At 65.2% G+C, this 22,057-nt stretch carries 21 protein-coding genes; 14 read left to right on the top strand and 7 right to left on the bottom strand.

All coding sequences use genetic code 11. The annotated features are described in order from the left end of the window. Position 1 precedes the first annotated feature (1 nt). Both ABD017_RS09000 and ABD017_RS08995 read right to left on the bottom strand, forming a co-directional pair. The gene (locus tag ABD017_RS09000) at positions 2 to 751 is read right to left on the bottom strand and encodes a SapC family protein (RefSeq protein ID WP_343882366.1); all 750 of its coding nucleotides are present in this window, start codon (positions 749 to 751) and stop codon (positions 2 to 4) included. 119 nt (positions 752 to 870) lie between these two features. Then, a complete protein-coding gene (locus tag ABD017_RS08995) occupies positions 871 to 4,020 on the bottom strand; it encodes a TonB-dependent receptor (RefSeq protein ID WP_343882364.1) in 3,150 nt (1,049 codons plus the stop codon). Between the two features lie 697 nt (positions 4,021 to 4,717). On the opposite strand from ABD017_RS08995, the gene ABD017_RS08990 reads away from it, so the two are divergent. The 3 genes from ABD017_RS08990 (at position 4,718) to ABD017_RS08980 (ending at position 9,984) form a co-directional block, all read left to right on the top strand. Next, entirely contained in the window at positions 4,718 to 5,737 is a 1,020-nt protein-coding gene (locus tag ABD017_RS08990; protein ID WP_343882362.1) for a LacI family DNA-binding transcriptional regulator, read from the top strand. A 152-nt stretch (positions 5,738 to 5,889) separates the two neighbouring features. Then, entirely contained in the window at positions 5,890 to 8,472 is a 2,583-nt protein-coding gene (locus ABD017_RS08985) for a glycoside hydrolase family 3 protein (RefSeq protein WP_343882361.1), read from the top strand. Positions 8,473 to 8,595: 123 nt separating this feature from the next. Beyond that, positions 8,596 to 9,984 carry a sugar porter family MFS transporter gene (locus tag ABD017_RS08980; RefSeq protein WP_343882359.1) on the top strand — a complete coding sequence of 463 codons (1,389 nt, stop codon included), beginning with the start codon at positions 8,596 to 8,598 and terminating at the stop codon, positions 9,982 to 9,984. Positions 9,985 to 10,066: 82 nt separating this feature from the next. On the opposite strand, the gene ABD017_RS08975 is transcribed toward ABD017_RS08980, so the two are convergent. Beyond that, positions 10,067 to 10,324 carry a hypothetical protein gene (locus ABD017_RS08975; protein WP_343882357.1) on the bottom strand — a complete coding sequence of 86 codons (258 nt, stop codon included), beginning with the start codon at positions 10,322 to 10,324 and terminating at the stop codon, positions 10,067 to 10,069. Between the two features lie 61 nt (positions 10,325 to 10,385). Here ABD017_RS08975 and ABD017_RS08970 point away from each other — a divergent pair, with 61 nt between their 5' ends. Together ABD017_RS08970 and ABD017_RS08965 are read left to right on the top strand one after the other, a co-directional pair. Beyond that, positions 10,386 to 10,868: a putative toxin-antitoxin system toxin component, PIN family gene (locus tag ABD017_RS08970; protein WP_343882355.1), complete on the top strand. Its 483-nt coding sequence runs from the start codon at positions 10,386 to 10,388 to the stop codon at positions 10,866 to 10,868. Between the two features lie 23 nt (positions 10,869 to 10,891). After that, a complete protein-coding gene (locus ABD017_RS08965) occupies positions 10,892 to 11,080 on the top strand; it encodes a CPXCG motif-containing cysteine-rich protein (RefSeq protein ID WP_343882353.1) in 189 nt (62 codons plus the stop codon). Positions 11,081 to 11,096: 16 nt separating this feature from the next. Here the strand turns inward: ABD017_RS08965 and ABD017_RS08960 are convergent, their stop codons facing one another. Beyond that, positions 11,097 to 11,726: a nicotinamidase gene (locus tag ABD017_RS08960; RefSeq protein ID WP_343882352.1), complete on the bottom strand. Its 630-nt coding sequence runs from the start codon at positions 11,724 to 11,726 to the stop codon at positions 11,097 to 11,099. Between the two features lie 104 nt (positions 11,727 to 11,830). On the opposite strand from ABD017_RS08960, the gene ABD017_RS08955 reads away from it, so the two are divergent. Then, entirely contained in the window at positions 11,831 to 12,220 is a 390-nt protein-coding gene (locus ABD017_RS08955; protein WP_343882350.1) for a hypothetical protein, read from the top strand. A 265-nt stretch (positions 12,221 to 12,485) separates the two neighbouring features. Further along, positions 12,486 to 13,157, top strand: a complete 672-nt coding sequence (gene trhA / locus ABD017_RS08950) for a PAQR family membrane homeostasis protein TrhA (RefSeq protein ID WP_343882348.1) — start codon at positions 12,486 to 12,488, stop codon at positions 13,155 to 13,157. Between the two features lie 6 nt (positions 13,158 to 13,163). On the opposite strand, the gene ABD017_RS08945 is transcribed toward trhA, so the two are convergent. Next, positions 13,164 to 13,646 (bottom strand): DUF456 domain-containing protein, encoded by a 483-nt coding sequence (locus ABD017_RS08945; protein ID WP_343882346.1) that lies wholly within the window; start codon positions 13,644 to 13,646, stop codon positions 13,164 to 13,166. A 151-nt stretch (positions 13,647 to 13,797) separates the two neighbouring features. On the opposite strand from ABD017_RS08945, the gene ABD017_RS08940 reads away from it, so the two are divergent. Next, positions 13,798 to 14,391 carry an RIO1 family regulatory kinase/ATPase domain-containing protein gene (locus tag ABD017_RS08940; RefSeq protein ID WP_425543729.1) on the top strand — a complete coding sequence of 198 codons (594 nt, stop codon included), beginning with the start codon at positions 13,798 to 13,800 and terminating at the stop codon, positions 14,389 to 14,391. 40 nt (positions 14,392 to 14,431) lie between these two features. Here ABD017_RS08940 and ABD017_RS08935 read toward each other — a convergent pair whose 3' ends face one another. Next, the gene (locus ABD017_RS08935; RefSeq protein WP_425543728.1) at positions 14,432 to 15,211 is read right to left on the bottom strand and encodes a ferredoxin--NADP reductase; all 780 of its coding nucleotides are present in this window, start codon (positions 15,209 to 15,211) and stop codon (positions 14,432 to 14,434) included. Positions 15,212 to 15,591: 380 nt separating this feature from the next. Between ABD017_RS08935 and tviB the strand changes: the two genes are divergently transcribed. The 6 genes from tviB to ABD017_RS08905 all read left to right on the top strand — a co-directional run bounded on the left by tviB (position 15,592) and on the right by ABD017_RS08905 (position 21,568). After that, positions 15,592 to 16,869, top strand: a complete 1,278-nt coding sequence (gene tviB, locus ABD017_RS08930; RefSeq protein ID WP_343882340.1) for a Vi polysaccharide biosynthesis UDP-N-acetylglucosamine C-6 dehydrogenase TviB — start codon at positions 15,592 to 15,594, stop codon at positions 16,867 to 16,869. After that, a complete protein-coding gene (locus ABD017_RS08925; RefSeq protein ID WP_343882339.1) occupies positions 16,869 to 17,924 on the top strand; it encodes an SDR family oxidoreductase in 1,056 nt (351 codons plus the stop codon). Before tviB ends, ABD017_RS08925 begins: the two co-directional genes overlap by 1 nt. 240 nt (positions 17,925 to 18,164) lie before the next feature. Beyond that, positions 18,165 to 19,091, top strand: coding sequence for a tRNA dihydrouridine(20/20a) synthase DusA (dusA, locus tag ABD017_RS08920; RefSeq protein ID WP_425543727.1), 927 nt, complete (start codon positions 18,165 to 18,167; stop codon positions 19,089 to 19,091). An 89-nt stretch (positions 19,092 to 19,180) separates the two neighbouring features. After that, positions 19,181 to 19,495: a PepSY domain-containing protein gene (locus tag ABD017_RS08915; protein WP_343882335.1), complete on the top strand. Its 315-nt coding sequence runs from the start codon at positions 19,181 to 19,183 to the stop codon at positions 19,493 to 19,495. After that, positions 19,495 to 20,187, top strand: a complete 693-nt coding sequence (locus tag ABD017_RS08910; protein ID WP_343882333.1) for a response regulator transcription factor — start codon at positions 19,495 to 19,497, stop codon at positions 20,185 to 20,187. The genes ABD017_RS08915 and ABD017_RS08910 overlap by 1 nt, the downstream gene beginning before the upstream one ends. Positions 20,188 to 20,191: 4 nt before the next feature. Further along, positions 20,192 to 21,568 carry an ATP-binding protein gene (locus ABD017_RS08905; RefSeq protein WP_343882331.1) on the top strand — a complete coding sequence of 459 codons (1,377 nt, stop codon included), beginning with the start codon at positions 20,192 to 20,194 and terminating at the stop codon, positions 21,566 to 21,568. Between the two features lie 20 nt (positions 21,569 to 21,588). Here ABD017_RS08905 and ABD017_RS08900 read toward each other — a convergent pair whose 3' ends face one another. Beyond that, positions 21,589 to 21,903, bottom strand: coding sequence for a hypothetical protein (locus tag ABD017_RS08900; protein WP_343882328.1), 315 nt, complete (start codon positions 21,901 to 21,903; stop codon positions 21,589 to 21,591). Positions 21,904 to 22,057 lie beyond the last annotated feature (154 nt).

Genomic DNA, 22,057 nt, shown 5'->3' with positions numbered 1-22,057 from the left:
GTCAACCCGCGTTGGCGGCGACTTCCTCCCGGCTCAGGCGGCGCTGCTTCTCGGCCATCAGCCGGCGCATGTTGTGCATCGAGGCCAACACCAGGTAGGCGCCCTCGAGATAACCCGAGCGATGCAGCGAATGCAGCGACTCCGCGTCCAGCGCGGCCAGCCGTTCGCGGTCGATGCCGAGCAGGCCGGTGACGTTGGCGCCGTGCTCGTTGTCGAACTTGATATCAAGCGTGAGCGGCTGGATCAGATCGAGCGAATCGAAGGCGGCGTACATCGCCTTGCCGCCTTCCACACCGTCGCGAATGCCGCGAAGCAGGGTGGTGACGTGCTCGAGGTACGGGCTATTGCCCCCCTGGGGAAGAAAAACCGCTTCGCCTTCTTCGAAGTTGACGCGCGGGTGGTCCAGATCAACGCTGATAACGGCCTCGTGGCGCAATTCGCCGTCCACGTTCCGCTCCTGGAAACCGATCAGGAAAGGACCCCGCGCAATATGGGCGGGCAAATACGTCGCTTTCCATTGTTCGCCGTCGAGAAAAAGATTTTCTTTGCCGTCGAAACCGAGAAGGACCACCGACTGATATTCACCGTCTTCGTTCTTGCGGAAGAAGATCGGATATTCGCGCACCAGCTCGGCATATTCAGTGGGGTAGGCCGGCACCATGCCGATGTCATCCCCATAGGCCGCGCCAAAGCGGGTGGCGACGCGCAGCTCCTTGTGCGCCACATTGTTGAGCATTTCGTACCGGGCCATTCGGCTCCCCCAAATCGCTTTCTTCGGATTAATTCCAAGCCATCGATATTACCGCAGACGCCGCAAAAAAAGGGGCCACTGCAAGCAGTGGCCCCCGGTTTACTACGCTACTGACGCAATCAGAACTTGTAGCGGACACCAAGCCCGTAACGCGGCTTCTGGTCAACCACTCGCACGAACTGCTTGACCGTACGGCCATACCAGCGCACGTTTTCGCCCGTCAGGTTGATGCCTTCAAACTGGAACGACAGGTGGTCGTTCAGGTTGTAGTTCACGCTGAGGTCGAGCTGGTGGTACTGGTCGACGTAGGTCGGGTTCTGGGCAGACGCTGCGGTCAGGAACGCGGCACGCCAGTTGTAGGCCAGGCGTACGGAGAAGTCATACTTCTCGTACATCAGTACCGCGTTGGCGCTGTCGCTGAGGCCGGTCAGCGCGAACTGGTCGACGTCCGGGTCGCCGGCATTGTTGTAGTGAACGTCACCATCGACCTTGGTGTAGTTCGCCAGGATGCCGAAGCCGGTGTCACCCAGGAAGTACTGACCACCGAACTCCCAGCCGTGGAGCATGGCGCTGTGCACGTTGGCCGGCTTGGAGACCTTGTAGATGTAAAGCGGGTCGTCCGGGTTTGCGGTGACGTTGTAAGCGCTTTCCAGGGCCAACGCCTGCGCGTCCGTGCCGTTGTAAGCGGCGAGGCCACCACTTGCCGGATTCGAGAGCAGCGCTACCGTCGAGAACAGGCTCGTATCGTTGACTGCGCACGGCGCTCCCGTCTGGGCAGCACATTGCGGGCTGTTCAGGAACGCGAGGGCCTGCTGGGCGCGGGGCCCGGTAGTCGGGTCACGCTGGTCGAACATGCTCTGGTTCGTCACCGACGTACCGATGAAGTTGTTGACGCGCTTGTCCCAGAAGGTGACCGACAAGTAGCTGGACGGTGCGAAGTACCAGCCCAGGCTGAGGTCCAGGTTGTCGGACACCAGCGGCTTCAGGCCCGGGTCGTTCTCGTTACCAGTCGCTTGCGACGAGGCATTGATCAGGGTGGAGCCGCCCGGGTTGCCCACGCCACCGCCCGCGTACAGGTTGCCGTACGGCGCGCGTGCAATGGTCTTGCTGTACGAAGCGCGGCCCTGCAGCGAGTCGGTGAGGTCGATGCTGAAGTCGACGTTGGGCAGCAGGTTGCTGTAGCTGCCGGTGTCCGTCACGGGCTCGACCGTCGTGCCGCTGGGGTTCTGGAAGTCGTTGTTGGACAACCATACGATCCCGCTCGGCAGAGCGATCTGCGTGTTGGAGCGCACGTCGGTCTGCTCGTAGCGCATGCCGAAGCGCGTGGTGGTCGGCAGGTCGCCCAGCTGGCCTTCGAGCACGAGTTGTGCGTAAGCGGCCTTCGTGTTCTCGATCACGGTGTTGTCGGCGGCCAGGGTCTTGTTGACCATGTAGTTGGCGGTCGGATACTTGCCGACCGCAAACTTGGCAAGATCGTTGGCGTTGCCGACCCAGGTGCCCTGCGAGATGCCCTTGGTATTGTAGTCCTCGAACTGGCTGGCAAAATTGACCTGGCGAATGACGTCCGTAATGTCCGGATAGTCGCCCGCGTCGTTCACGCTCCAGTCGCCCAGCGCCTGATAGTTCTGCGACGCCTGGGTGCGGTGCAGCTTGGTCTTCATGATGTCGGCGCCGAACTGGAACCGACCGTTGTCAAACTCCAGCTCGCCGCCGAACTTCGCTTCCTTGACTTCGGTCGTCTGCGATTGCGCGTCGACACGCAGTGGCTGGATGCCGATGTTGTTGACGCCCCACGGCTGGTTGACCACGCCAGGGCCGGTGGAATCCGTGGTCGGATACCAGGTGCGGGTGGCGATGGGCAGGCTGTTGTTGAAGAAATACTCCTGCGCCCACGAACCGCCACACTGCGGGCCGGTGGCGCAGTTGTTGGTACCGGCGATGCTCACCGCCGTGGCACCGCCGCCGGTCAACCCGTCGTTGGGTACGCTCTGGCTCTTTGCATCGTGCAGGTCAAGCGTCAGCTTGAGGCTGTCGGTAGCCTGCCACTCGGTATTGAAGCCGATATCGTCCAGCTTGTAGCGCTGGGCGTTGTGCTGCTGCTCCATGCCGAAGTCTTTGGTCTGCACGACGTCGCGGATGTACGTCGGTGTAGCCACAGAACGGCTGGTATCGAACGTCACGTCGCTGTAGTAGCTGTTCTGCAGCCACATGCCCTGCTCGCCGCGGTTCGAAGTGAGATCGTAGCGGGAGTACAGGTAGTCCAAGGTCATGGTCAGGCCATCGACCGGAGCCAGCTGCAGCACGGCGTGCGCGTTCGTGCGCTTGCTCTCGAAGTCGTTCACCGCATAACGGACGTCGTTCGGCATGGCGTAAAGCTGGCCGACGGTCGGAGCATTGGTGACGGTGGTGAGCGGCGGCTTGGTCTCATCGAAATTGAAGCCATTGCCGCTGGCACCGGTCCACTCCTGGATCTTCCAGTTGTTCTCGGTCGCTTCCGCCGCACCACCATGACGCCTGGCCAGGCTGGCATCAAGACCGATACCCCAGGTCTTGTCCGGGTTCGCGTAGCTGAAGTTGCCCGAGAATTCCGGCGTGATGCTGCTGCCGTACGGCTGCGACTTGTCGGTGGTGGCCTTGGCGCCGACCGAGCCGATCAGCTTGCCGCCCTCGTGATAGAACGGACGGTCGGTACGGATGTCGATCGTGGCACCGATACCGCCGCTGGCGACGTCAGCGCGGCCGGTCTTGTAGACCTCCAGCGAGCTCACGCCGTTGGGCGACAGCTGGGCGAAGTTGAACGAGCGCGTACCGCCGTTGACGCCGCCGATCGGCACCTGGCCGGCAGCACCGAACGCATCGGCGCCGGGAACGGTACGACCGTCCACGGTGATCAGGTTGAAGTTCGGACCGAAGCCGCGAACGGTCACCTGCGAACCTTCGCCGTTGCGGCGATCGATCGACACGCCGGTGATGCGCTGCAGCGACTCGGCGAGGTTGGTGTCGGGCATCTTGCCGATGTCTTCGGCGCTGACCGCATCGACACCGCCGATGGCGTAGCGCTTGATGTTCATCGACTGTTCGAGACTGTTGCGCACGCCGCTGACCGTCACGGTCTGCAGCGTGGTTGCGTCAGGCTTTTGCGACTGCTGCGTCGCCGGCGCGGCGGTCGGCTGCGTGTCCTGCGCGTAGAGCGGGTTGATGATGACGGCACCACCGACGATGGTGAACATCACCTTCGACCTGAGGTGCTTAAACTTGTCGTGGTTCATTCGTGTGCACTCCCCTTCCAATTAATTGAACTCAATAGCAAACAATGGTGCGTGCGAAGTTTCTTATCCACGTTGTGGGTCCTTTCACTCCATGGCCTTCAACCAGGTTCGCGCCACCGAATACCGGTCGGCATTCACAGTGACTGCTGGTTGACCAAAAGACGTCTCCATCCCCGGAACGCCTGCGGACGCTGATCCGCCTTTTCTGCCTCCCTCGACTCCCCGAACAACTTCAACCGGTCGCCCGTGGGCGCCCATCGTCCATTACCTCGGTTCACCGCGCGCGCGGGAGCCGGAAAACGCATCTAATGTTAGCGTTAACATCTTTATCACACCCCGGAAGGCCTGTCCAGCGCCGCGGAGCGCGCGACGGGGCACGCGCGGAACGCGGCCGTTGCAGCTGCCGGCGCTGGCCACAATCGCGGCTTTTGTGCAACAGGACATTCCAAAAGCAGATGCCTCATTTCCGGTGGTTTCCCCGCGAATGCGCTGCGACATCGACGGTGTACATGAGTGTGACAGCGCTGTCAATTTTTCGTAATATGGTGCCCGGGGAATCGCATACCGCCGCCGTTCCGCGGATGATGCCGAGTTGGCATATGCATATGACGCATGGTTATTTTGGCGGCTCCAGCGATCCGCCTCATGGGGCAACGGCGGATCAGGCATTCATGATGAGTACCGGGGGAGGCTGCCGATGAGAGCGCGCATCGAGGACGTGGCGCGGGAGGCCGGGGTCTCCCCGAAGACCGTTTCGCGCGTGCTCAACAACGAACCCAATGTCAGGGATGAAATGCGCCAGCGCATCGTGGCTGCGGTGCAGGCGCTCGGGTATCGGCCAAATCCATCCGCGCGCAGTCTGGCCAGCAACCGTGCCTTCCTCGTTGCGCTGTTGTACGACAACCCCTCGCCGCACTACGTCATGGAAGTCCAGCAGGGCGCGCTGGAGGCATGCGACGCCCATCAGTACAGCATGATGGTTCGGCCGCTCGTTTCGGGCGCAGCCGATTTCGTCGAGCGGGTGGATGCGCTGATATCGCAGTTCAGGCTGGATGGCCTGCTGCTGACGCCGCCCATCTGCGACCATGCGGCGCTGCTGGATCTGCTTCGCACCCGCGATATCCCGTGGGCGAGCATTTCGCCAAAGAACTACACGGAAGGCGTCGGCGCCACGCTGGACGAACGGTCGGCCTCCTGCGAAATGGTGCAGCACCTCGCGTCGCTGGGACATCGGCGGATCGCCCACATCACCGGTCACCCGAAGCATGGCGGCAATGTCTGGCGCCTGCGTGGCTATCGCGACGGGCTGGAGCAGGCCCATCTTGCCTACGACCCGGCGTTGGTCGTCGAAGGCCAGTTTTCCTTTGATTCGGGGGTGGCGGGCGCGCGTCGGCTTTTTGCGCTCGAGCATCGGCCCACGGCGATTTTCGGCGCCAACGACGACACCGCCGCAGGCGTTCTCTGGGCGGCGGCCGAACGGGGGCTCCAGGTGCCCAAGGATGTTTCCGTCTGCGGCTTCGATGACATTCCGCTGTCGCGCCAGGTGTGGCCGGCGCTGACCACCGTACGGCAGCCCAGCCAGGACATGGGGCGGATCGCAGCGATGCAACTGCTGCGCACCATCAAGAGCGGAAAACCTGGCCAGATGGTGTCGGTGCCGTACACCTTGCGCCTGCGGCAATCCACGGGGCCGGCGCCCAGGCGCATACGCCCCTGATGCGCGGGCAATGGCGCGATTCGGACGCGCTTTCGGTAACGCCGCGTTGCCCGTCGCCGTTGATTGACAGCGCTGTCACGTTCGGCAAATACTCGAACAGATACGGGGTCATGTGGCAATCACGCCATGGCGCACAGTTGGGGAGAGTCACCATGCAGCTTGTCTTTCGTGATCGGCGTGGGTCGGTCAAACGGGCTTTCACAACGGCAGGAGCGCTCGTTTGCGCTGTCTCCTTCGCCGGTGCCTGCAGCGCGGACGTCAAGCCGACACCGACAGACGGGGTGCACTCGGCGGTAGTGCACCCGGAAGCATGGCCCAAGGTGAAGTGGCCGTTCGCGTACGACGCAGCGCTGGAGCAGCGCGTGAAAAGTCTGCTGGCCAGGATGTCGGACGAGGACAAGGTCGGCCAGATCATCCAGGCCGACATCGCCAGTGTCACCCCGGAAGAAGTACGTAAATACCGGTTGGGTTCGATCCTGGCCGGCGGCAATTCCAAGCCCGGCGGCAAGCTGTCCGGCGGCAAGGCGTGGCTGGAATTGTCCGACGCGTTCTACCACGCGTCGGTGGACACCACCGATGGCGGCCTGGGTATCCCCGTGCTTTTTGGCGTGGATGCCGTGCATGGCCACAACGACGTGGTGGGCGCCACGATCTTCCCGCAGAACTCCGCGCTGGGCGCGATGCGCGATCCCGCGCTGGTGGCCGAAATAGCCGCTGCCACCGCCGAGGAGGCACGCGCGACGGGCATCAACTGGACATTCGCGCCCACGCTCACCGTGCCGCAGGACGATCGCTGGGGCCGCGCGTTCGAAGGCTATTCGGAAGACCCGGCCGTGGTGGCCAGCTATGCCGCCGCCGTGGTCGAGGGCTTGCAGGGCAAGCCGGGCACGGCCGGCTTCCTCGACAACGCGCACGTCATTGCCTCGGCCAAGCACTTCGTGGGCGACGGCAGTACCACGGACGGCAAGGACCAGGGCGACGCGCAGGTCAGCGAAGCCAACCTGCGCGACGTGGCTTCCGCCGGCTACCCTCCGGCCATCGCCGCGGGCGTGCAGACCGTCATGGCATCGTTCTCCAGCTGGAACGGGGCGAAGATGTCCGGCCACAAGGGCCTGCTGACCGACGTGCTGAAGGGTCGCATGGATTTCCAGGGCTTCGTGGTGGGCGACTGGAACGGTCACGGCCAGGTTCCGGGCTGCACCAACGAGGATTGCCCGCAGGCCATCAATGCCGGTATGGACATGTTCATGGCGCCGGACAGCTGGCGCGGCCTGTACAAGAACACGCTGGCGGAAGTGAAATCCGGGGTGATCCCGATGTCGCGTCTGGATGACGCGGTATCGCGCATCCTGCGGGTGAAGATGCGCCTGGGCCTGTTCGATAAGGGTTCGCCGTCGTCGCAGGTTTCGGACAACCCGTCCTACGCCCTGGGCAGCCCGGAGCATCGCGCCCTCGCACGGCGGGCGGTTCGCGAAACGCTGGTGCTGCTGAAGAACCACGACGGCATCCTGCCGCTGAACCCGAAGCAGCGAATCCTGGTGGCCGGCGACGGTGCGGACAACATTCCCAAGCAGTCCGGTGGATGGACATTGACCTGGCAGGGCACCGGCACCACCAATGCCGACTTCCCCAACGCGCAGTCGATCTGGGACGGCATCCGCGAGCAGGTCGCCGCCGCGGGCGGCACCGCGCAGTTGTCGGTGGATGGCAAGTACACGCAGAAGCCGGATGTTGCCATCGTGGTCTACGGCGAGAATCCGTATGCCGAGTTCCAGGGCGACATTCCCAACCTGCTGTTCTCGCCCGGTGACAGCAGCAACCTGGACATGATCAGGCGTCTGCGGGCGCAGGGCATTCCGGTGGTGTCGGTATTCCTGTCCGGACGGCCGTTGTGGGTGAACCGCGAGATCAACGCGTCCAACGCGTTCGTGGCGGCATGGCTGCCCGGCTCGGAGGGCGGCGGCGTGGCCGACGTCATCCTGCGCACCGCTGCCGGCGCGATCAATCACGATTTCCACGGCAAGCTGGCCTATTCGTGGCCGCGCACCGCCGTGCAGACGCCGCTCAACGTGGGCCAGAAAAACTACAACCCGCAGTTCCCGTTCGGTTACGGCTTGACCTACAAGGACAAGGACACGCTGGGCAAGCTGTCGGAGGTTTCCGGCGTCAAGGACAGCGCGGTCGCGCCCGGGCTGTACCTGCAGCGGGGCAAGCCGGTTGCCGGCCTGACCCTGCAACTGACAGGGGCCAATGGCGCCACCACCGACGAGGTCGTGGCACCGGCAAGTTCGCGCGACGGCAGTGTTCGCATCACCGCCATCGACTACAAGGCACAGGAAGATGCGCGGCGCATCGAATGGTCCGGTGCTGGCACGGCGTCGGTGGCGCTGCATTCGAGCTCGCCACTGGACCAGGATCGCCAGACCAATGGCGATGTGCTGCTGGTCACCACCATGAAGGTGGACGCGCTGGCGCCGGGCAAGGTCAGCCTTGCCGTGGCTTGCGGTGACAAGTGTGGCGCCAGCATGCCGATGGATGCGATGCTGGCCACGCTGCCCAAGGGGAAATGGCTGCGCGTTGGCATTCCGCTGAAATGCTTCCGCGAGGCGGGGGCGGACATGACACGGATCGACGTGCCGTTCCGCCTGCAAAGCGCGGCCAAGGCGACGCTTTCGATTGCCCGAGTGGCACTGGGTACGGACGTGGACAAGCAACTGGCGTGTCCCACCCATTGAAGCATCCGGTCGCGCGTGCGGGGCGCGCGGCTTTTTCCGCTCGACCGCAGGCGGCAGCGCCATCAGCCGCCTGCATAACAACAATCCATAGAAGTCGAACGTTTATCGAATACGGGGAATGACATGAACGCTATCGCTGAACCGGTTGTCGCGCGTCCGAAAACCACCGTGGTATTTACCTGCGTGCTCGCCGCGCTGGCCGGGCTGATGTTCGGCCTGGACATCGGCGTGATTTCGGGTGCCACCCAATTCATCCAGAAGGAATTCCTGATCGACGACCACATGATCGAGTGGATCGTCAGTTCGATGATGCTCGGCGCGGCGATCGGCGCCCTGGGCGCGGGCTGGATGTCCGCCACGCTGGGGCGCAAGCGGTCGCTGATCCTGGCTGCCGTGATGTTCGTGGCCGGCTCGGTGCTCAGCGGCGCCGCGTGGTCGCCGGAAACGCTGATCGCGGCGCGCCTGATTCTGGGCTTGGCGATCGGCGTGGCCACGTTCACGGCACCGTTGTACCTGGCCGAAGTGGCGCCGGAGAACATTCGCGGCGCGATGATCTCGCTGTACCAGCTGATGATCACCACCGGCATCCTGGTGGCGTTCCTGTCCGATACCGCCTTCAGCTACACCGGCAACTGGCGCTGGATGTTGGGCATCATTGCCATTCCCGGCGTGCTGTTCCTGCTTGGCCTGTTTTTCCTGCCGGAAAGCCCGCGCTGGCTGATGATGCGGGGACGCAAGCAGACGGCGACCGACGTGCTGCAGAAATTGCGTGGCGATGCCGAACACGTCAACCAGGAAGTGGCCGACATCGAGGAGCAGCTGAAGACGCCGCAGAAGGGCTGGCACCTGTTCCTCGAGAACCGCAATTTCCGCCGCTCGGTGGGTCTGGGCGTGTTGCTGCAGGTGGTCCAGCAACTGACCGGCATCAATGTGGTGATGTACTACGCGCCGCGCATCTTCCAGGACATGGGCTATGCCACCACCGCGCAGATGTGGTTCACCGCGGCGGTGGGCCTCACCAACATGCTGGCCACCTTCATCGCGATCGGCTTTGTTGACCGTCTCGGCCGCAAGCCGATCCTGTACGCGGGTTTCAGCGTGATGGCGGTTGGGCTGGGCCTGGTCGGCACGATGATGCATCTGGGCATCACCACGCACGGCGAGCAGCTTTTCACCGTGGCCATGCTGCTGGTGTTCATCGTGGGCTTCGCGATGTCCGCCGGTCCGCTGATCTGGACGCTGTGCTCGGAAGTGCAGCCGTTGAAAGGTCGCGATTTCGGTATCGGCGCCTCGACCTTCACCAACTGGATCGCCAACATGATCGTGGGCGCCACCTTCCTCACCCTGCTCAACGGCATCGGCAACGCGGCCACGTTCTGGTTGTATGGCGCGCTCAACGTGGTGTTCATCCTGATCACGTTCTTCCTGATCCCCGAGACCAAGAACGTCACGCTGGAACAGATCGAACGCAACCTGATGGCCGGCAAGCCGCTGCGTGACATCGGCCAGTAAGCGCCGCGCACCACCGTTCAAAAGCAGAGGCCCCGCATGCGGGGCCTCTTGCTGTGGGGCGTTCGAACCCGCCGGGCCGTCACTATTCGTCGTCGAACCCGGTATAGCCTTCCGGGAAAATGGGGGTGCCGTCTTCCTCCAGATCGAGCATGTCGGCAAGCGCTCTGGCAGCAGCGGTCTGCGCCACGTCGATCTCGCGGAAACTGCGGTTTTCGCAAATGGCGTAATAGACGGGAAAGCCATGCTTGCGCGGGGTGACCGCCAGGTAGGCGGTGTAGCGCGAGCCTTCCAGCGTGGCGCCCGAACGTACGGTGAAGTGGGGGAACGCGCGTTCGGCCATGGTCCTGTCCCGATGGAAACGTGCAGTGTATAGCGCGCCGCCAGTGCGTCATCATGCCGGGATGACTGACGACGAAGATGCCGTGCCGCGCATCGTTCTGGATACCAACGTGTGTCTGGACCTGCTGGTGTTCCGCGATCCGGCCTGCATGCCATTGCGCGATGCCTTGCAGCGCGGCGCCGTGCGCGCGGTGACCCGGCCGGATTGCCGCGATGAATGGCGACGCGTGCTGCATTACCCCGGCTTGCCGGTGGACGACGACGCGCGGCCGGTGCTGATGGCGGTCTTCGATGCCTTGAGCCACATGGCGTCGCCGCAGCAGGCACGGCCGGTCGGGTCGCCGTTGCCTCGCTGTGCCGATCCCGATGACCAGAAGTTTCTGGAACTGGCATCGGAGACTGGAGCAAGATGGCTGCTCAGCAAGGACAAGGCATTGTTGAAACTGGCCAATCGCACGTTGCGCGTATGCCGGTTCGCGATCCTGCAACCCCAGGCGTGGTCATTGGCCGAACTGCCATTCCACGCGCCGCCACACGTCTCGTAACGCCCCTGCCGGAGAGAATGCCGATGCTCGTTCCCCACGCCATCGACTGCCCGTACTGCGGCGAGTCGATCGACATCTTTCTCGACGCTTCCGTTTCCCATCAGCGTTACATCGAGGATTGCCAGGTCTGTTGCCGGCCGATCACGCTGGACGTGAGCGTGGACGAGGAGGGCATGCCGAGCGTCCACGTCAGCGGCGAAAACGACGCCTGAGCAAAACCCGCCGCTTTCAGTCCGCCGTATCGAGGGTCACGATGCCGCCGGCATGCAGTGCTGCACGCGTGGTGACATCGCTGCGCGGTGTGACGGGGCGGCTGAGATCCCACAGCAGGCTGGCACGGAATCCCAGCGCCACGGCATCCTGGGCGGTCCACAGCACGCACACGTCGCGCGCCAGTCCGCACACGTGCACTTCGGCTACGCCGCGATCGCGCAACCAGCCGGCCAGGCCAGTGCTGGGGCGTTCGCCGCCTGGCCCATGGTTTTCGCGAAACCCGCTGTAGGAGTCCACCTCGCGGCGGCTGCCCTTGCGGATCACCACGTCCACCGCCGACCAGTCGATGTCCGGATGCAAGGCCGCGCCGGCCGTGCCTTGCACGCAGTGATCCGGCCACAATGTTTGCGGCTGACCGTGCAGCAGGATCTGTCCAAACGCCTCGGCGCCGGGATGCGAACTGGCGAACGACGCATGCCCCGGCGGATGCCAGTCCTGGGTGGCGACCACGTGGCGATAGCGGCCACGCCGCAGCAGCCGGTCGATTCCCGGCACGATGGCGTCGCCCTGGTGGCAGGCCAGCGCGCCGCCGGGCATGAAGTCCGGCTGCACGTCGACGGCGATCAATGCGATATCGGGGGACATGGGGCGCCTGGTGGGGAGGCAGTGGCCAGCGCCGGCATTCTAGCGCGGCCGTGCGGCGCCAACCGGCAGGCATAATGCGATATTCCCCGGGCAACGGAGCGGCAATGCAGTACGACCAATCGTGGATGGGCTACGGCATCGTGGGTGGCCTGCAGGCCGGGTCGATCGCCGCCGTGGCCGCCGCGCTCCTGTTTGGCTTTTTCCATTGGCTGGGGCGCCGCCACGGCTGGAGCCATGGCCCGCAGATCGGGTGGACCTTCCTGTCGGCGACGTTGCTGACGGCCAGCGGCGATCTGTGGAACCTGTTCTATTTCAACTACGCCCAACTGCAATCGCTGCAGTTGCTCAAGGCCAAGTTGGCCATGGTGCATGACCCCGATGGCATCGGCATTCGCGTGCTGTGCGAGTTCGTTGGCGTGGGCGTCGGCATTGCCGTGGGATGGCTGCTGTCGCCGCACGGTGGACTCGCCCATTTCCGCCGCGATCGAAAATGACCGCGCCGCGCGCGGGGCTTCCGGCGGGCAAAAAAATCCCCGCATGGGCGGGGAAAGCGGATGCGGGGAGGTTGAAGCATCCACGACAGTTAGTGTCGCCCCTGTAATATCGAACGAACGTTCAATTGCTGTAAAAACGGTGTTCATTGGCGAAGATCCTGAGACTTCGCACACATTCCGGGGGGGGGGCAGGAAGCCCAAGCCAGCCCGGTCGCTATGCCGTCCTCACCGGTCGCTGGCGGGCGGCTCCGGTATTCTTGCCGTCATGCCCAACCTCTCCCGCACCGCTACCGACACCGGCTACAGCTTCGGCGATGAACTGGCCGCCAGCGTTATCCACGGCTTGGGTATCGTGCTCAGCATCGCGGGGCTGGCCATCCTCGTGGCCTTTGCGGCCCTGCACGGCGACAGTCGCGTAGTGGTGGCCAGTGCGGTCTATGGCACGACGCTGGTGCTGCTGTACACCGCATCCACGCTTTACCACTCGATCCCGCTCGCCTCCGCGAAACCGACCTTGCGGGCGCTCGACCATATGGCGATCTACCTGCTGATTGCCGGCACCTACACGCCGTTCACCCTGATCGCCATGCCCGATCCGTGGGGATGGCGCCTGTTCGCCGCGGTGTGGGCACTGGCGCTGCTGGGCAGCGTGCTGGAGCTGGGCTTGTTCAGGCGCTACCACCGCTGGGCGGTGGTGCTCTACGTGGGCATGGGCTGGATCGGCGTGCTCGCTTTCGAACCGCTGACCGAGCACCTGCAACTGGGTGGCACGCTGCTGCTGTTTGGCGGTGGCCTGGCCTACACGCTGGGCGTGCCGTTCTACCTGTGGCGGCGGCTGCCCTATCACCACGCCTTGTGGCACGTTTTCGTGCTGGCCGGCAGCGTGCTGCATTTTCTGGCCGTGGTGCTGTACGTGATCCCGGACCCGGCCGCCTGACCCGAATCAGCCGAACAGCAGGGCCAGCCCGAACAGGCCCACCATCACGAACGAAATCACCAGCTTGACGAGCGTGCCGAACAGCAGCCCGAGCCAGGTGCCGACACCCACGTGCGTGGCGCGCAATACGCTGTTGCCCGAGGCCAGTTCGCCGATCAGGGCGCCGGCGAACGGGCCGATCAGCAACCCCGGTATACCGAAAAACATGCCGACGACCGTGCCCAGCGCCGCGCCCCACAACGCCCGCCGACTGGCGCCGACGCGCTTGGCGCCCAGCGTGCCGGCGACGAAGTCGACCGCGATGCCGGCCACGCCGAGCGCGCCGATGCCCAGCAGCCACCACACGCCAAGGTGCCGATAACCGTCGACCGCCGCCGCCAGCCAGATGCCGCCGAACACCATCGGAATACCCGGCAGCACCGGGAGGATCGAGCCGAGCAATCCACCGATGATCAGTGCGGCGGCCAGAACGTACAACGCCATTTCCATCGAAGATCCCCTTGCCAGGTGATGCCCTGCGGCTGCCGCGTTCACCGTCGATGAGCGATCATGGTTCGATGCGCGTGCCGCCGAGGTCAGCTTGAACATTCCCGAGCCCACTGTACTGAAGGCCGATGAACTGGGTCGTATCGAGATCGCGATGCACGACGGCGTGCCGGTGATCCGCCGCGACGTTCGCTCCGCCCGCTGGTGGGCGCGACCGCTGGCGCGTCGCGCGGCGGCGCGGGAAGCGCGGGCGCTGCGGCGGCTTGCCGGCATGGCGGGCGTGCCGCGATTGCTGGGCTGGGACGGAGCAGAGCTGCTGCGCAGTTACCTTGCCGGCGCGCCGATGCAGCAGGCGCGCCCCGCAGGTCGTGACTATTACCGCCAGGCGCTGCGGTTGCTGGCGCGAATGCACCGCCTTGGCGTGGTGCACAACGACCTGGCAAAGGAGCCGAACTGGCTGGTGTGCGAGGACGGCAGCCCCGCGCTGATGGATTTCCAGATCGCATGGACGCGCGGCCGCCGCGGCGCGCTTTATCGCATCCTGGCGCGGGAGGACCTGCGTCACCTGCTCAAGCACAAGCGCACGTATTGCCCGCAGGCACTGAGCGCGCGCCAACGCGCGATCCTGGACACGCCCGCGCCGCATTCGCGGCTGTGGCGCGCCACCGGCAAGCGCCTGTACAAACTGATTGCGCGGCGTCTTTTCGGCTATTGGGACAACGAGGGAAAAGGCCGCGTGCGCGATTGATCGGCCCCGCCGTCACCGTGCGCCACGGTCGCCTGGCGGCTCATTTTTCGACGAAGGCACGCTCGATCACGTAGTCGCCCGGTTCGCGCGTGCGCGGCGACGCCTGGAAGCCGCGGCCGTCCAGCAAGGTGGCCAGATCCTCCAGCATCGCCGGGCTGCCGCAGAGCATCACGCGGTCGGTGTCTGGGTTCAGCGGGGGCAGGCCGGTGACGCGGCTCATCACGCCGTCGACAATCGCATCGGTGATGCGGCCGCGGTTGGTGAAGGCTTCGCGGGTGACGGTGGGGTAGTAGATCAGCTTCTCGCGGATGAGTTCGCCCAGGTACTCGTGCTGCGGCAGCTCCCGCTCGAGGTATTCGGCGTAGGCGAGATCGCTGACCCGGCGCACGCCGTGTGCCAGCACCACGCGGTCGAAGCGCTCGTAGGTTTCGGGGTCGCGGATCAGGCTGAGGAACGGCGCCAGGCCGGTGCCCGTCCCCAACAGATAGAGATGCTTGCCCGGCTTGAGGTCGTTCAGCACCAGCGTGCCGGTGGGCTTGCGGCTGACGATCACCGGGTCGCCCGGCTGCAGATGCTGCAGGCGCGAGGTGAGCGGGCCGTTGGGCACCTTGATGCTGAAGAATTCCAGGTGCTCTTCATAGTTGGCGCTGGCGATCGAATACGCGCGCAGCAGCGGGCGGCCTTCCACTTCCAGCCCCATCATCACGAAGTGGCCGCTGTCGAAGCGAAAACCGGGGTCGCGCGTGGTGCGGAAACTGAAAAGCGTGTCGTTCCAGTGGTGCACGTCGATCACGTGCTCGGTCGCCATTGCCACCATGATCTTTACCGTCAGTCGATGAACAGGAATGCCATACGGCCGGCGTCCGGTGCATGCCGGATGACAAACTCGCGTGGGGAGGGCGGGCATGGCCGCGGTGCCTGACGAGTGCTGCGCAGCCGCGCAACCGTGACGGCGCATTATGCCACGCCGCTGGCCGCCACCACGATCCGGCCGCCGCGGCAGGATGCGGCGAAAGGCCGCCGCGGCCGCCTTGCGACGCACGCCGACCACGACCGTGCGTTCATGCCAGGTAAACAAGGGAAATCGGGAAAGTGAGACTCGGTGTGCCGCGCGGTATCATGTCGCGTTGGCCCGCAATGCTCGCGTCATTGGCGAGCGTGGCGTCTTTTTCCGATGGACATCAGAACGGGAAGTTATGCATGCGGAAACTTGAAGAAGCCAGGATCGCCATTGTCGGGCTCGGCTACGTGGGCCTGCCGTTGGCGGTGGAGTTCGGCAAGCACTACGAGACGACGGGTTTCGATATCAATGCGGCGCGGGTGGACGCGCTGCGCGCGGGGCACGACGCCACCCTGGAGGTCGAGCCGGAGCTGCTGGCGGCGGCAACGCACCTGCGGTTCAGCGCACAACTGGACGATCTGCGCGACTGCAACGTCTACATCGTCACCGTGCCCACGCCGATCGATTCGGCCAAGCGCCCCGACCTCACGCCGCTGGTCAAGGCCAGCGAAACGCTGGGCAAGGTGCTCAAGCGCGGCGATATCGTGGTGTACGAATCCACCGTGTATCCGGGCTGCACCGAGGAAGTGTGCGTACCGATCCTGGCCAGGGTTTCCGGCCTGGTCTTCAACCAGGATTTTTTCGCCGGCTACAGCCCCGAGCGCATCAATCCGGGCGACAAGGAACATCGCGTGACCAGCATCCTCAAGGTCACCTCGGGGTCGACGCCGGAAGTGGCCGATTTCGTCGACCGGCTGTACGGCTCGATCATCACCGCCGGCACGCACAAGGCCAGCTGCATCAAGGTGGCCGAAGCGGCCAAGGTAATCGAGAACACCCAGCGCGATCTCAATATCGCGCTGGTGAACGACCTGGCGATCCTGTTCAACAAGCTGGGCATCGACACGCTTGAGGTGCTGCAGGCGGCCGGTACCAAGTGGAACTTCCTGCCGTTCCGGCCGGGCCTGGTCGGCGGACACTGCATCAGCGTGGACCCGTACTACCTCACCCACAAGGCGCAGGAAGTGGGGCATCACCCCGACGTCATCCTGGCCGGCCGCCGCACCAACGACAGCATGGGTCCGTACATCGCCAACGAAGTGATGCGGCTAATGGTGTGCAAGGGGATCAACCCGGTGGGCGCGCGCGTCCTGCTGCTGGGATTGGCATTCAAGGAGAACTGCCCGGATCTGCGCAATACGCGCGTGGTGGACATCGTGCATGCCCTGCGCGGCTACAACGCCGAGGTCGATGTGTACGATCCCTGGGTCAGCGCCGACGAGGCGGAGCACGAATACGGCATCCGGCCGGTATCCGGGCCCACGCACGGCACCTACGATGCGGTCGTGGTGGCGGTGGGCCACCAGCAGTTTGTCGCGCTGGGTGAAGCGGGCATCCGAGCGTTCGGCAAGGCCGACATGGTGCTTTACGACGTCAAATACGTACTGCCACGCGAAGCCGTGGACGGGAGACTGTGATGACCACGATCGACGCCGGGCTGCCGGCCACATTGCAGGCACGGGTACGCGCCGAAACCGCTCCCTGGCTGGTGACCGGCGCGGCCGGCTTCATCGGTTCGAACCTGGTCGAGACACTGCTGCGGCTGGGCCAGCGCGTGGTTGGCCTGGACAACTTCGCCACCGGCCACCAGCGCAATCTGGATGAGGTGCAGCGGCTCGTGGGTGCGGAGGCGTGGTCGCGTTTCCGCTTCATCAAGGGCGATATCCGCCGCCCCGAGGATTGCCAGGCGGCCTGCGCGGGCGTGCGCCACGTGCTGCACCAGGCGGCGCTGGGTTCGGTGCCCCGCTCGATCGAGGACCCGGTGGACACCCACTCGGCCAACGTCACCGGCTTCCTCAACATGCTGGTGGCGGCGCGCGACGCGGGCGTGGCCAGTTTCACCTACGCGGCCTCCAGCTCGACCTACGGTGACGAGCCGACGATGCCCAAGGTCGAGGACCGGATCGGCCGACCGCTGTCGCCCTACGCGGCGACCAAGCTGTTCAACGAGCTCTATGCCGAGGTCTTCGCGCGCTGCTATGGCTTCAAGGCGATCGGGCTGCGCTATTTCAACGTTTTCGGCCGCCGCCAGGACCCCGAGGGCGCGTATGCGGCGGTGATCCCGCAGTGGCTGGCGGCGATGATCCGCGGCGACGACGTGTTCATCAATGGCGATGGCGAGACCACGCGCGATTTCTGCTACGTCGGCAACGCGGTGCAGGCCAACCTGCTGGCGGCGCTGGTGGCCGATCCCGATTGCGAGCCGGTGTTCAACGTGGCCGTCGGCCAGCGCGCCACCCTCAACGAGCTTTACGAGAGCCTGGCGACGCAGCTGGCCGGGCAGGGTGTCAACTACGACAAGCGGCCCGTCTATCGCGACTTCCGCGCCGGCGACGTGCGCCACTCGCTGGCCGATATCGGCCGCGCGCACACCCACCTGGGCTACACGCCCACCCATACGCTGCAGCAGGGGCTGGGCGAAGCCATGCCGTGGTACGTGGAGTTCATTACCCGCCAGACCGTGACCGCCTGAGCTCCCCGCGCAGCCCGAACCTGCGCCACTGTCGTGGTGCGCTGCGAAACCATCCCCTCGTGCCGGCGCCGCGGGGATGGCCGATCGCGCCCCAGACGTCGCGCCGCGACCGCCTCCGCGGCGCCGCTGTGGCGCGACAGCCGTGCGGTTTTCAGGAACCCTATGCCCATGTCCGCCGCTAGCCCACATCCCCGTCCGCGCCCGCCCGATGCCGCCGACTGGCGCGTCAGCGTGGCGCCGATGATGGACTGGACCGACCGCCACTGCCGCTATTTCCACCGCCTGCTGTCGCCGCGGGCGCGTTTGTATACGGAGATGGTGACCAGTGCGGCGTTGGTGCGTGGCGGGCAGTTGCGCCTGCTCGAGCACAGCCAGCAGGAGCATCCGCTGGCATTGCAGCTGGGCGGCAGCGATCCGCGCGAGCTGGCCCAGGCGGCGCGGCTGGGCGCCGATGCCGGTTATGACGAGATCAACCTCAATGTCGGCTGCCCGTCGGATCGCGTGCAGTCGGGGCGTTTCGGCGCCTGCCTGATGCGCGAGCCGGCGCTGGTGGGCGATTGCGTGCGGGCGATGCAGCAGGAGGTCGACATCCCGGTCACGGTGAAATGCCGCATCGGCGTGGACGACCAGGATGACTACGCCGACCTGCAGCACTTCACCGAAACCATGCTGGAGGCGGGCGTCGGCGTGCTGGCGGTGCATGCGCGCAAGGCCTGGTTGCAGGGGCTGTCGCCGAAGGAGAACCGCGATATCCCGCCGCTGGACTATGAGCGGGTCTACCGGTTGAAGCGTGAATTTCCCCAGCTGATCGTCGTCATCAACGGCGGCATCGTCACGCTGGAGCAGGTGCAGGCGCATCTGCGCCAGGTGGATGGCGTGATGCTGGGCCGGGCCGCGTACCACGACCCCTACCTGCTGGCGCAGATCGAGGCGGCGCTTTACGGCCAGCCGCTGCCGCGGCGCCGCGACGTGCTGGAGCACATGCGGCCCTACATAGAGGCGGAGCTGGCGCGCGGAACCGCGTTGAAGCATGTCAGCCGGCACCTGCTGGGGCTTTACCAGGGCGAACCGGGCGCGCGGGGTTTTCGGCGGGTCATCAGCGAGAACGCGCACCGGCCCGGAGCCGGCTGGAACGTGCTGGAACAGGCCGCATCGCAGGTCAGCTGATGGCTGGCGTCCGCGCGCCCGGCCGGGTGCTATTCAGCCCCTGTTACCTAGGCTGCACAATTGGGCAGGTAACGTTTGGGCGATTGCAGATGAAGATGGGCAGGAACGTGGCGCTGGTGGCGCTGCTGGTTTGGGCTTACGCGGCCGTGGCCGAGCCTCCGGCGACCCCGGCGGTGACGCTGGACCAGGCGGTGAGGCAGGTGCAGAGCGATACCGGCGGCAAGGTGCTCTCGGCCGAGCCGCATCGCCTCGGCCGTCGCCTGGAGTACCGCATCAAGGTGCTCACGCCGGAAGGACATGTGCGCGTGGTCGCGGTATCGTCGGAAACGGGAAAAACACCGGGCTCGACCCGGTCAACCAGAAGTTCCTCCGGCAAGCCCGGAGGCAGCAAGGAGAAACACTGATGCGCATCCTGTTGGTGGAGGACGAGGCGCCATTGCGCGAGACGCTGGCGGCGCGCCTGAAGCGGGACGGTTTTGCGGTTGACGCGGCGCAGGACGGCGAGGAAGGCATCTACCTGGGGCGGGAGGTGCCGTTCGACCTGGCGATCATCGACCTGGGCCTGCCCAAGATGTCGGGCATGGATCTGGTCAAGGCGCTGCGCGAGCACGGCCAGCGTTATCCCATCCTGATCCTCACCGCGCGGGGCAGCTGGCAGGACAAGGTCGAGGGGCTGAAACACGGCGCCGACGACTACCTGGTCAAGCCGTTCCACGTCGAGGAACTGCTGGCGCGCATCAATGCGCTGGTGCGTCGCGCCAGCGGCTGGTCCAAGCCGGTGCTGGCCTGCGGCGTGATCAAGCTGGACACCACCGCGCAGACGGTGTCGGTCGAGGGCAAGCTGGTCGACCTGACCAGCTACGAGTACAAGGTGCTGGAGTACCTGATGCTGCACGCGGGCGAGCTGGTGTCCAAGGCCGACCTAACCGAGCACATCTACCAGCAGGATTTCGATCGCGACTCGAACGTGCTGGAAGTGTTCATCGGCCGCCTGCGCCGCAAGCTGGACCCGGAAGGCACCCTCAAACCCATCGAGACGGTACGTGGACGCGGATATCGCTTTGCCATCCCGCGCACCGACGGCGACGACGAATAACCCGGTGCCGCCGCGCCGCCCGCTGTCGCTGGCGGCGCGCGCGGCGATCGCCACCGGCTTTGCGCTGGCGGCGTTCCTGGGCATCGTCGGGCTGACCCTGTCGCAGGCCCAGTACCGGGCCGCGCGCAGCAGCCTGCAGGATCGGCTGCAGAATTTCGTGATCGCCTACCTGGCCGGCACCGAGGTGACCCGGTACGGCAAGGTGTTGCCGCCCGATTCGCCGCCCGATCCCAACTTCATGCGACCGGGCTCCGGGCTGTACGCGATGGCGCTGGGGGAGCGCGGCTACCACTGGGAGTCCTCGTCGGCGATCGGCCGCGATTTCCATTTCCTGAAGCCGCTGGAGCCGGGCGAAAGCCAGTTCGTGGGGCCGGTGGATACGCGCATGGGGCGGCTCTACTACTACGCCTACGGCGTGGCGTTCGACAGTTCGGACAACCGCTCGGTCAAGCTCACCTTCATGGTGGCGCAGACCGAGGATCAGTTCGAAGGCGAAAACGCGGTGTACCGGCGCACCCTGGTGATGTGGCTGGCGATCCTGGGCGTGATGCTGATCGTGCTGCAGATGCTGCTGCTGCGCTGGAGCCTCACCCCGCTGCGCAAGGTGGCCAACGACATGAGCCGCGTCGAGCGCGGCGACAGCGAGCACCTGGACAGCCAGTACCCGCTGGAGCTCATCGGCCTCACCGATCGCATCAATGCCTTCATCGACAACGAGCGCGAGCAGCGCACGCGCTACCGCCACACGCTCGCCGACCTGGCGCACAGCCTGAAGACGCCGCTGGCGGTGATCCGTTCGCAGCTGGAGACCGCCGGCGAGGAGGCGCAGCGCCGCAGTGCCGTGCTCGACCAGGTGCGAAGGATGGACGAACTGGTGGCCTACCAGCTGTCCCGTGCGGCCACCTCCGGCCGGCAGACGTTCGCCAGTGCGGTGCCCATCGCCGGCCATGCGGAGGATCTGGTGCAGAGCCTGGAAAAGGTCTATGCCGCCAAGAATGTCCTGTGCGAATTCGATATCGACGAGGGCGCCGTCTTCTACGGCGAGCAGGGCGACCTGCTGGAGTTGCTCGGCAACCTGCTGGAAAACGCATTCAAGTGGGCGAACCACCACGTCCTGCTGGTGGTGAAATCGCAGTCGCAGCCCGGTCGCCTGCGTCCGAACCTGTGGCTGAGCGTGGAAGACGACGGCCCCGGGATCGACGAGGACAAGATCGACAAGGTCCTACAGCGCGGCGTCCGCGGCGACGAGAGAGTGCAGGGCCACGGCATCGGGCTGTCCATCGTGCAGGACATCGTGCGGGCGTATCGCGGCGAGCTGGGGGTGGACCGTTCGCCCGAATTCGGCGGCGCCCGGTTCTGCGTGAAATTGACCCACGCCTGAGCGCGGGCGCGGCTATCGACCTACTGGATCGAGCCCGGCAGCAGCGATTGCCAACCCAGGTGCGAACGGCGGTTGGATGTCGGCGGCGTGGCCGAGCCCCCGCCCGAGCGGTTGCTGCGCGTATCCGTGCGATTTGCGTCGCCGGCGGCTTCGTCCGTCGTCGGGCATTCGCGCGCAGGGCAGGCGCCATCCGTGTCCGCGACGATGCGGCTCGCGCGGTCCGGCGACATGTGGGCGCTGGCGGCCGGATCGGCCTGATCGGCGTGCACGGTCAGCGTGGCGCTGACGCCCGCCAAGCCGACCACACAGCCAATGAACCAATGTTTTACATTCATGGCGACTCAAATCCTTGATCCGCATGCGAAGGTCCGGGATCGTGTCAGAAATGTCCGGACAGTGCCAGTGCCTTGAATAACATGGTTTTAACAATAGGATCTGCCGCTTCCCGGGCTGTCCCGCTACTATTCGCGGAATGTCCTTTTTCCTCTC

This window comes from Rhodanobacter caeni, assembly GCF_039523575.1.
Taxonomy (GTDB): Bacteria; Pseudomonadota; Gammaproteobacteria; order Xanthomonadales; family Rhodanobacteraceae; genus Rhodanobacter; species Rhodanobacter caeni.
The sequence above is the reverse complement of the archived record's forward strand: the minus strand, read 5'-3'. Positions and strand labels throughout refer to the sequence as shown.

Excerpts from the sequence above, each read along its gene's own strand:
- ABD017_RS08995 (WP_343882364.1), bottom strand. The coding sequence starts at position 4,020 with ATGAACCACGACAAGTTTAAGCACCTCAGGTCGAAGGTGATGTTCACC.
- ABD017_RS08900 (WP_343882328.1), bottom strand. The coding sequence starts at position 21,903 with ATGAATGTAAAACATTGGTTCATTGGCTGTGTGGTCGGCTTGGCGGGC.
- ABD017_RS08965 (WP_343882353.1), top strand. The coding sequence starts at position 10,892 with ATGCTCGTTCCCCACGCCATCGACTGCCCGTACTGCGGCGAGTCGATC.
- ABD017_RS08945 (WP_343882346.1), bottom strand. The coding sequence starts at position 13,646 with ATGGAAATGGCGTTGTACGTTCTGGCCGCCGCACTGATCATCGGTGGA.
- ABD017_RS08975 (WP_343882357.1), bottom strand. The coding sequence starts at position 10,324 with ATGGCCGAACGCGCGTTCCCCCACTTCACCGTACGTTCGGGCGCCACG.
- dusA (WP_425543727.1), top strand. The coding sequence starts at position 18,165 with ATGATGGACTGGACCGACCGCCACTGCCGCTATTTCCACCGCCTGCTG.
- ABD017_RS08990 (WP_343882362.1), top strand. The coding sequence starts at position 4,718 with ATGAGAGCGCGCATCGAGGACGTGGCGCGGGAGGCCGGGGTCTCCCCG.
- ABD017_RS08960 (WP_343882352.1), bottom strand. The coding sequence starts at position 11,726 with ATGTCCCCCGATATCGCATTGATCGCCGTCGACGTGCAGCCGGACTTC.
- tviB (WP_343882340.1), top strand. The coding sequence starts at position 15,592 with ATGCGGAAACTTGAAGAAGCCAGGATCGCCATTGTCGGGCTCGGCTAC.
- ABD017_RS08910 (WP_343882333.1), top strand. The coding sequence starts at position 19,495 with ATGCGCATCCTGTTGGTGGAGGACGAGGCGCCATTGCGCGAGACGCTG.
- ABD017_RS08985 (WP_343882361.1), top strand. The coding sequence starts at position 5,890 with ATGCAGCTTGTCTTTCGTGATCGGCGTGGGTCGGTCAAACGGGCTTTC.
- ABD017_RS08940 (WP_425543729.1), top strand. The coding sequence starts at position 13,798 with ATGCACGACGGCGTGCCGGTGATCCGCCGCGACGTTCGCTCCGCCCGC.
- ABD017_RS08925 (WP_343882339.1), top strand. The coding sequence starts at position 16,869 with ATGACCACGATCGACGCCGGGCTGCCGGCCACATTGCAGGCACGGGTA.
- trhA (WP_343882348.1), top strand. The coding sequence starts at position 12,486 with ATGCCCAACCTCTCCCGCACCGCTACCGACACCGGCTACAGCTTCGGC.
- ABD017_RS08970 (WP_343882355.1), top strand. The coding sequence starts at position 10,386 with ATGACTGACGACGAAGATGCCGTGCCGCGCATCGTTCTGGATACCAAC.
- ABD017_RS08915 (WP_343882335.1), top strand. The coding sequence starts at position 19,181 with ATGAAGATGGGCAGGAACGTGGCGCTGGTGGCGCTGCTGGTTTGGGCT.
- ABD017_RS09000 (WP_343882366.1), bottom strand. The coding sequence starts at position 751 with ATGGCCCGGTACGAAATGCTCAACAATGTGGCGCACAAGGAGCTGCGC.
- ABD017_RS08980 (WP_343882359.1), top strand. The coding sequence starts at position 8,596 with ATGAACGCTATCGCTGAACCGGTTGTCGCGCGTCCGAAAACCACCGTG.
- ABD017_RS08955 (WP_343882350.1), top strand. The coding sequence starts at position 11,831 with ATGCAGTACGACCAATCGTGGATGGGCTACGGCATCGTGGGTGGCCTG.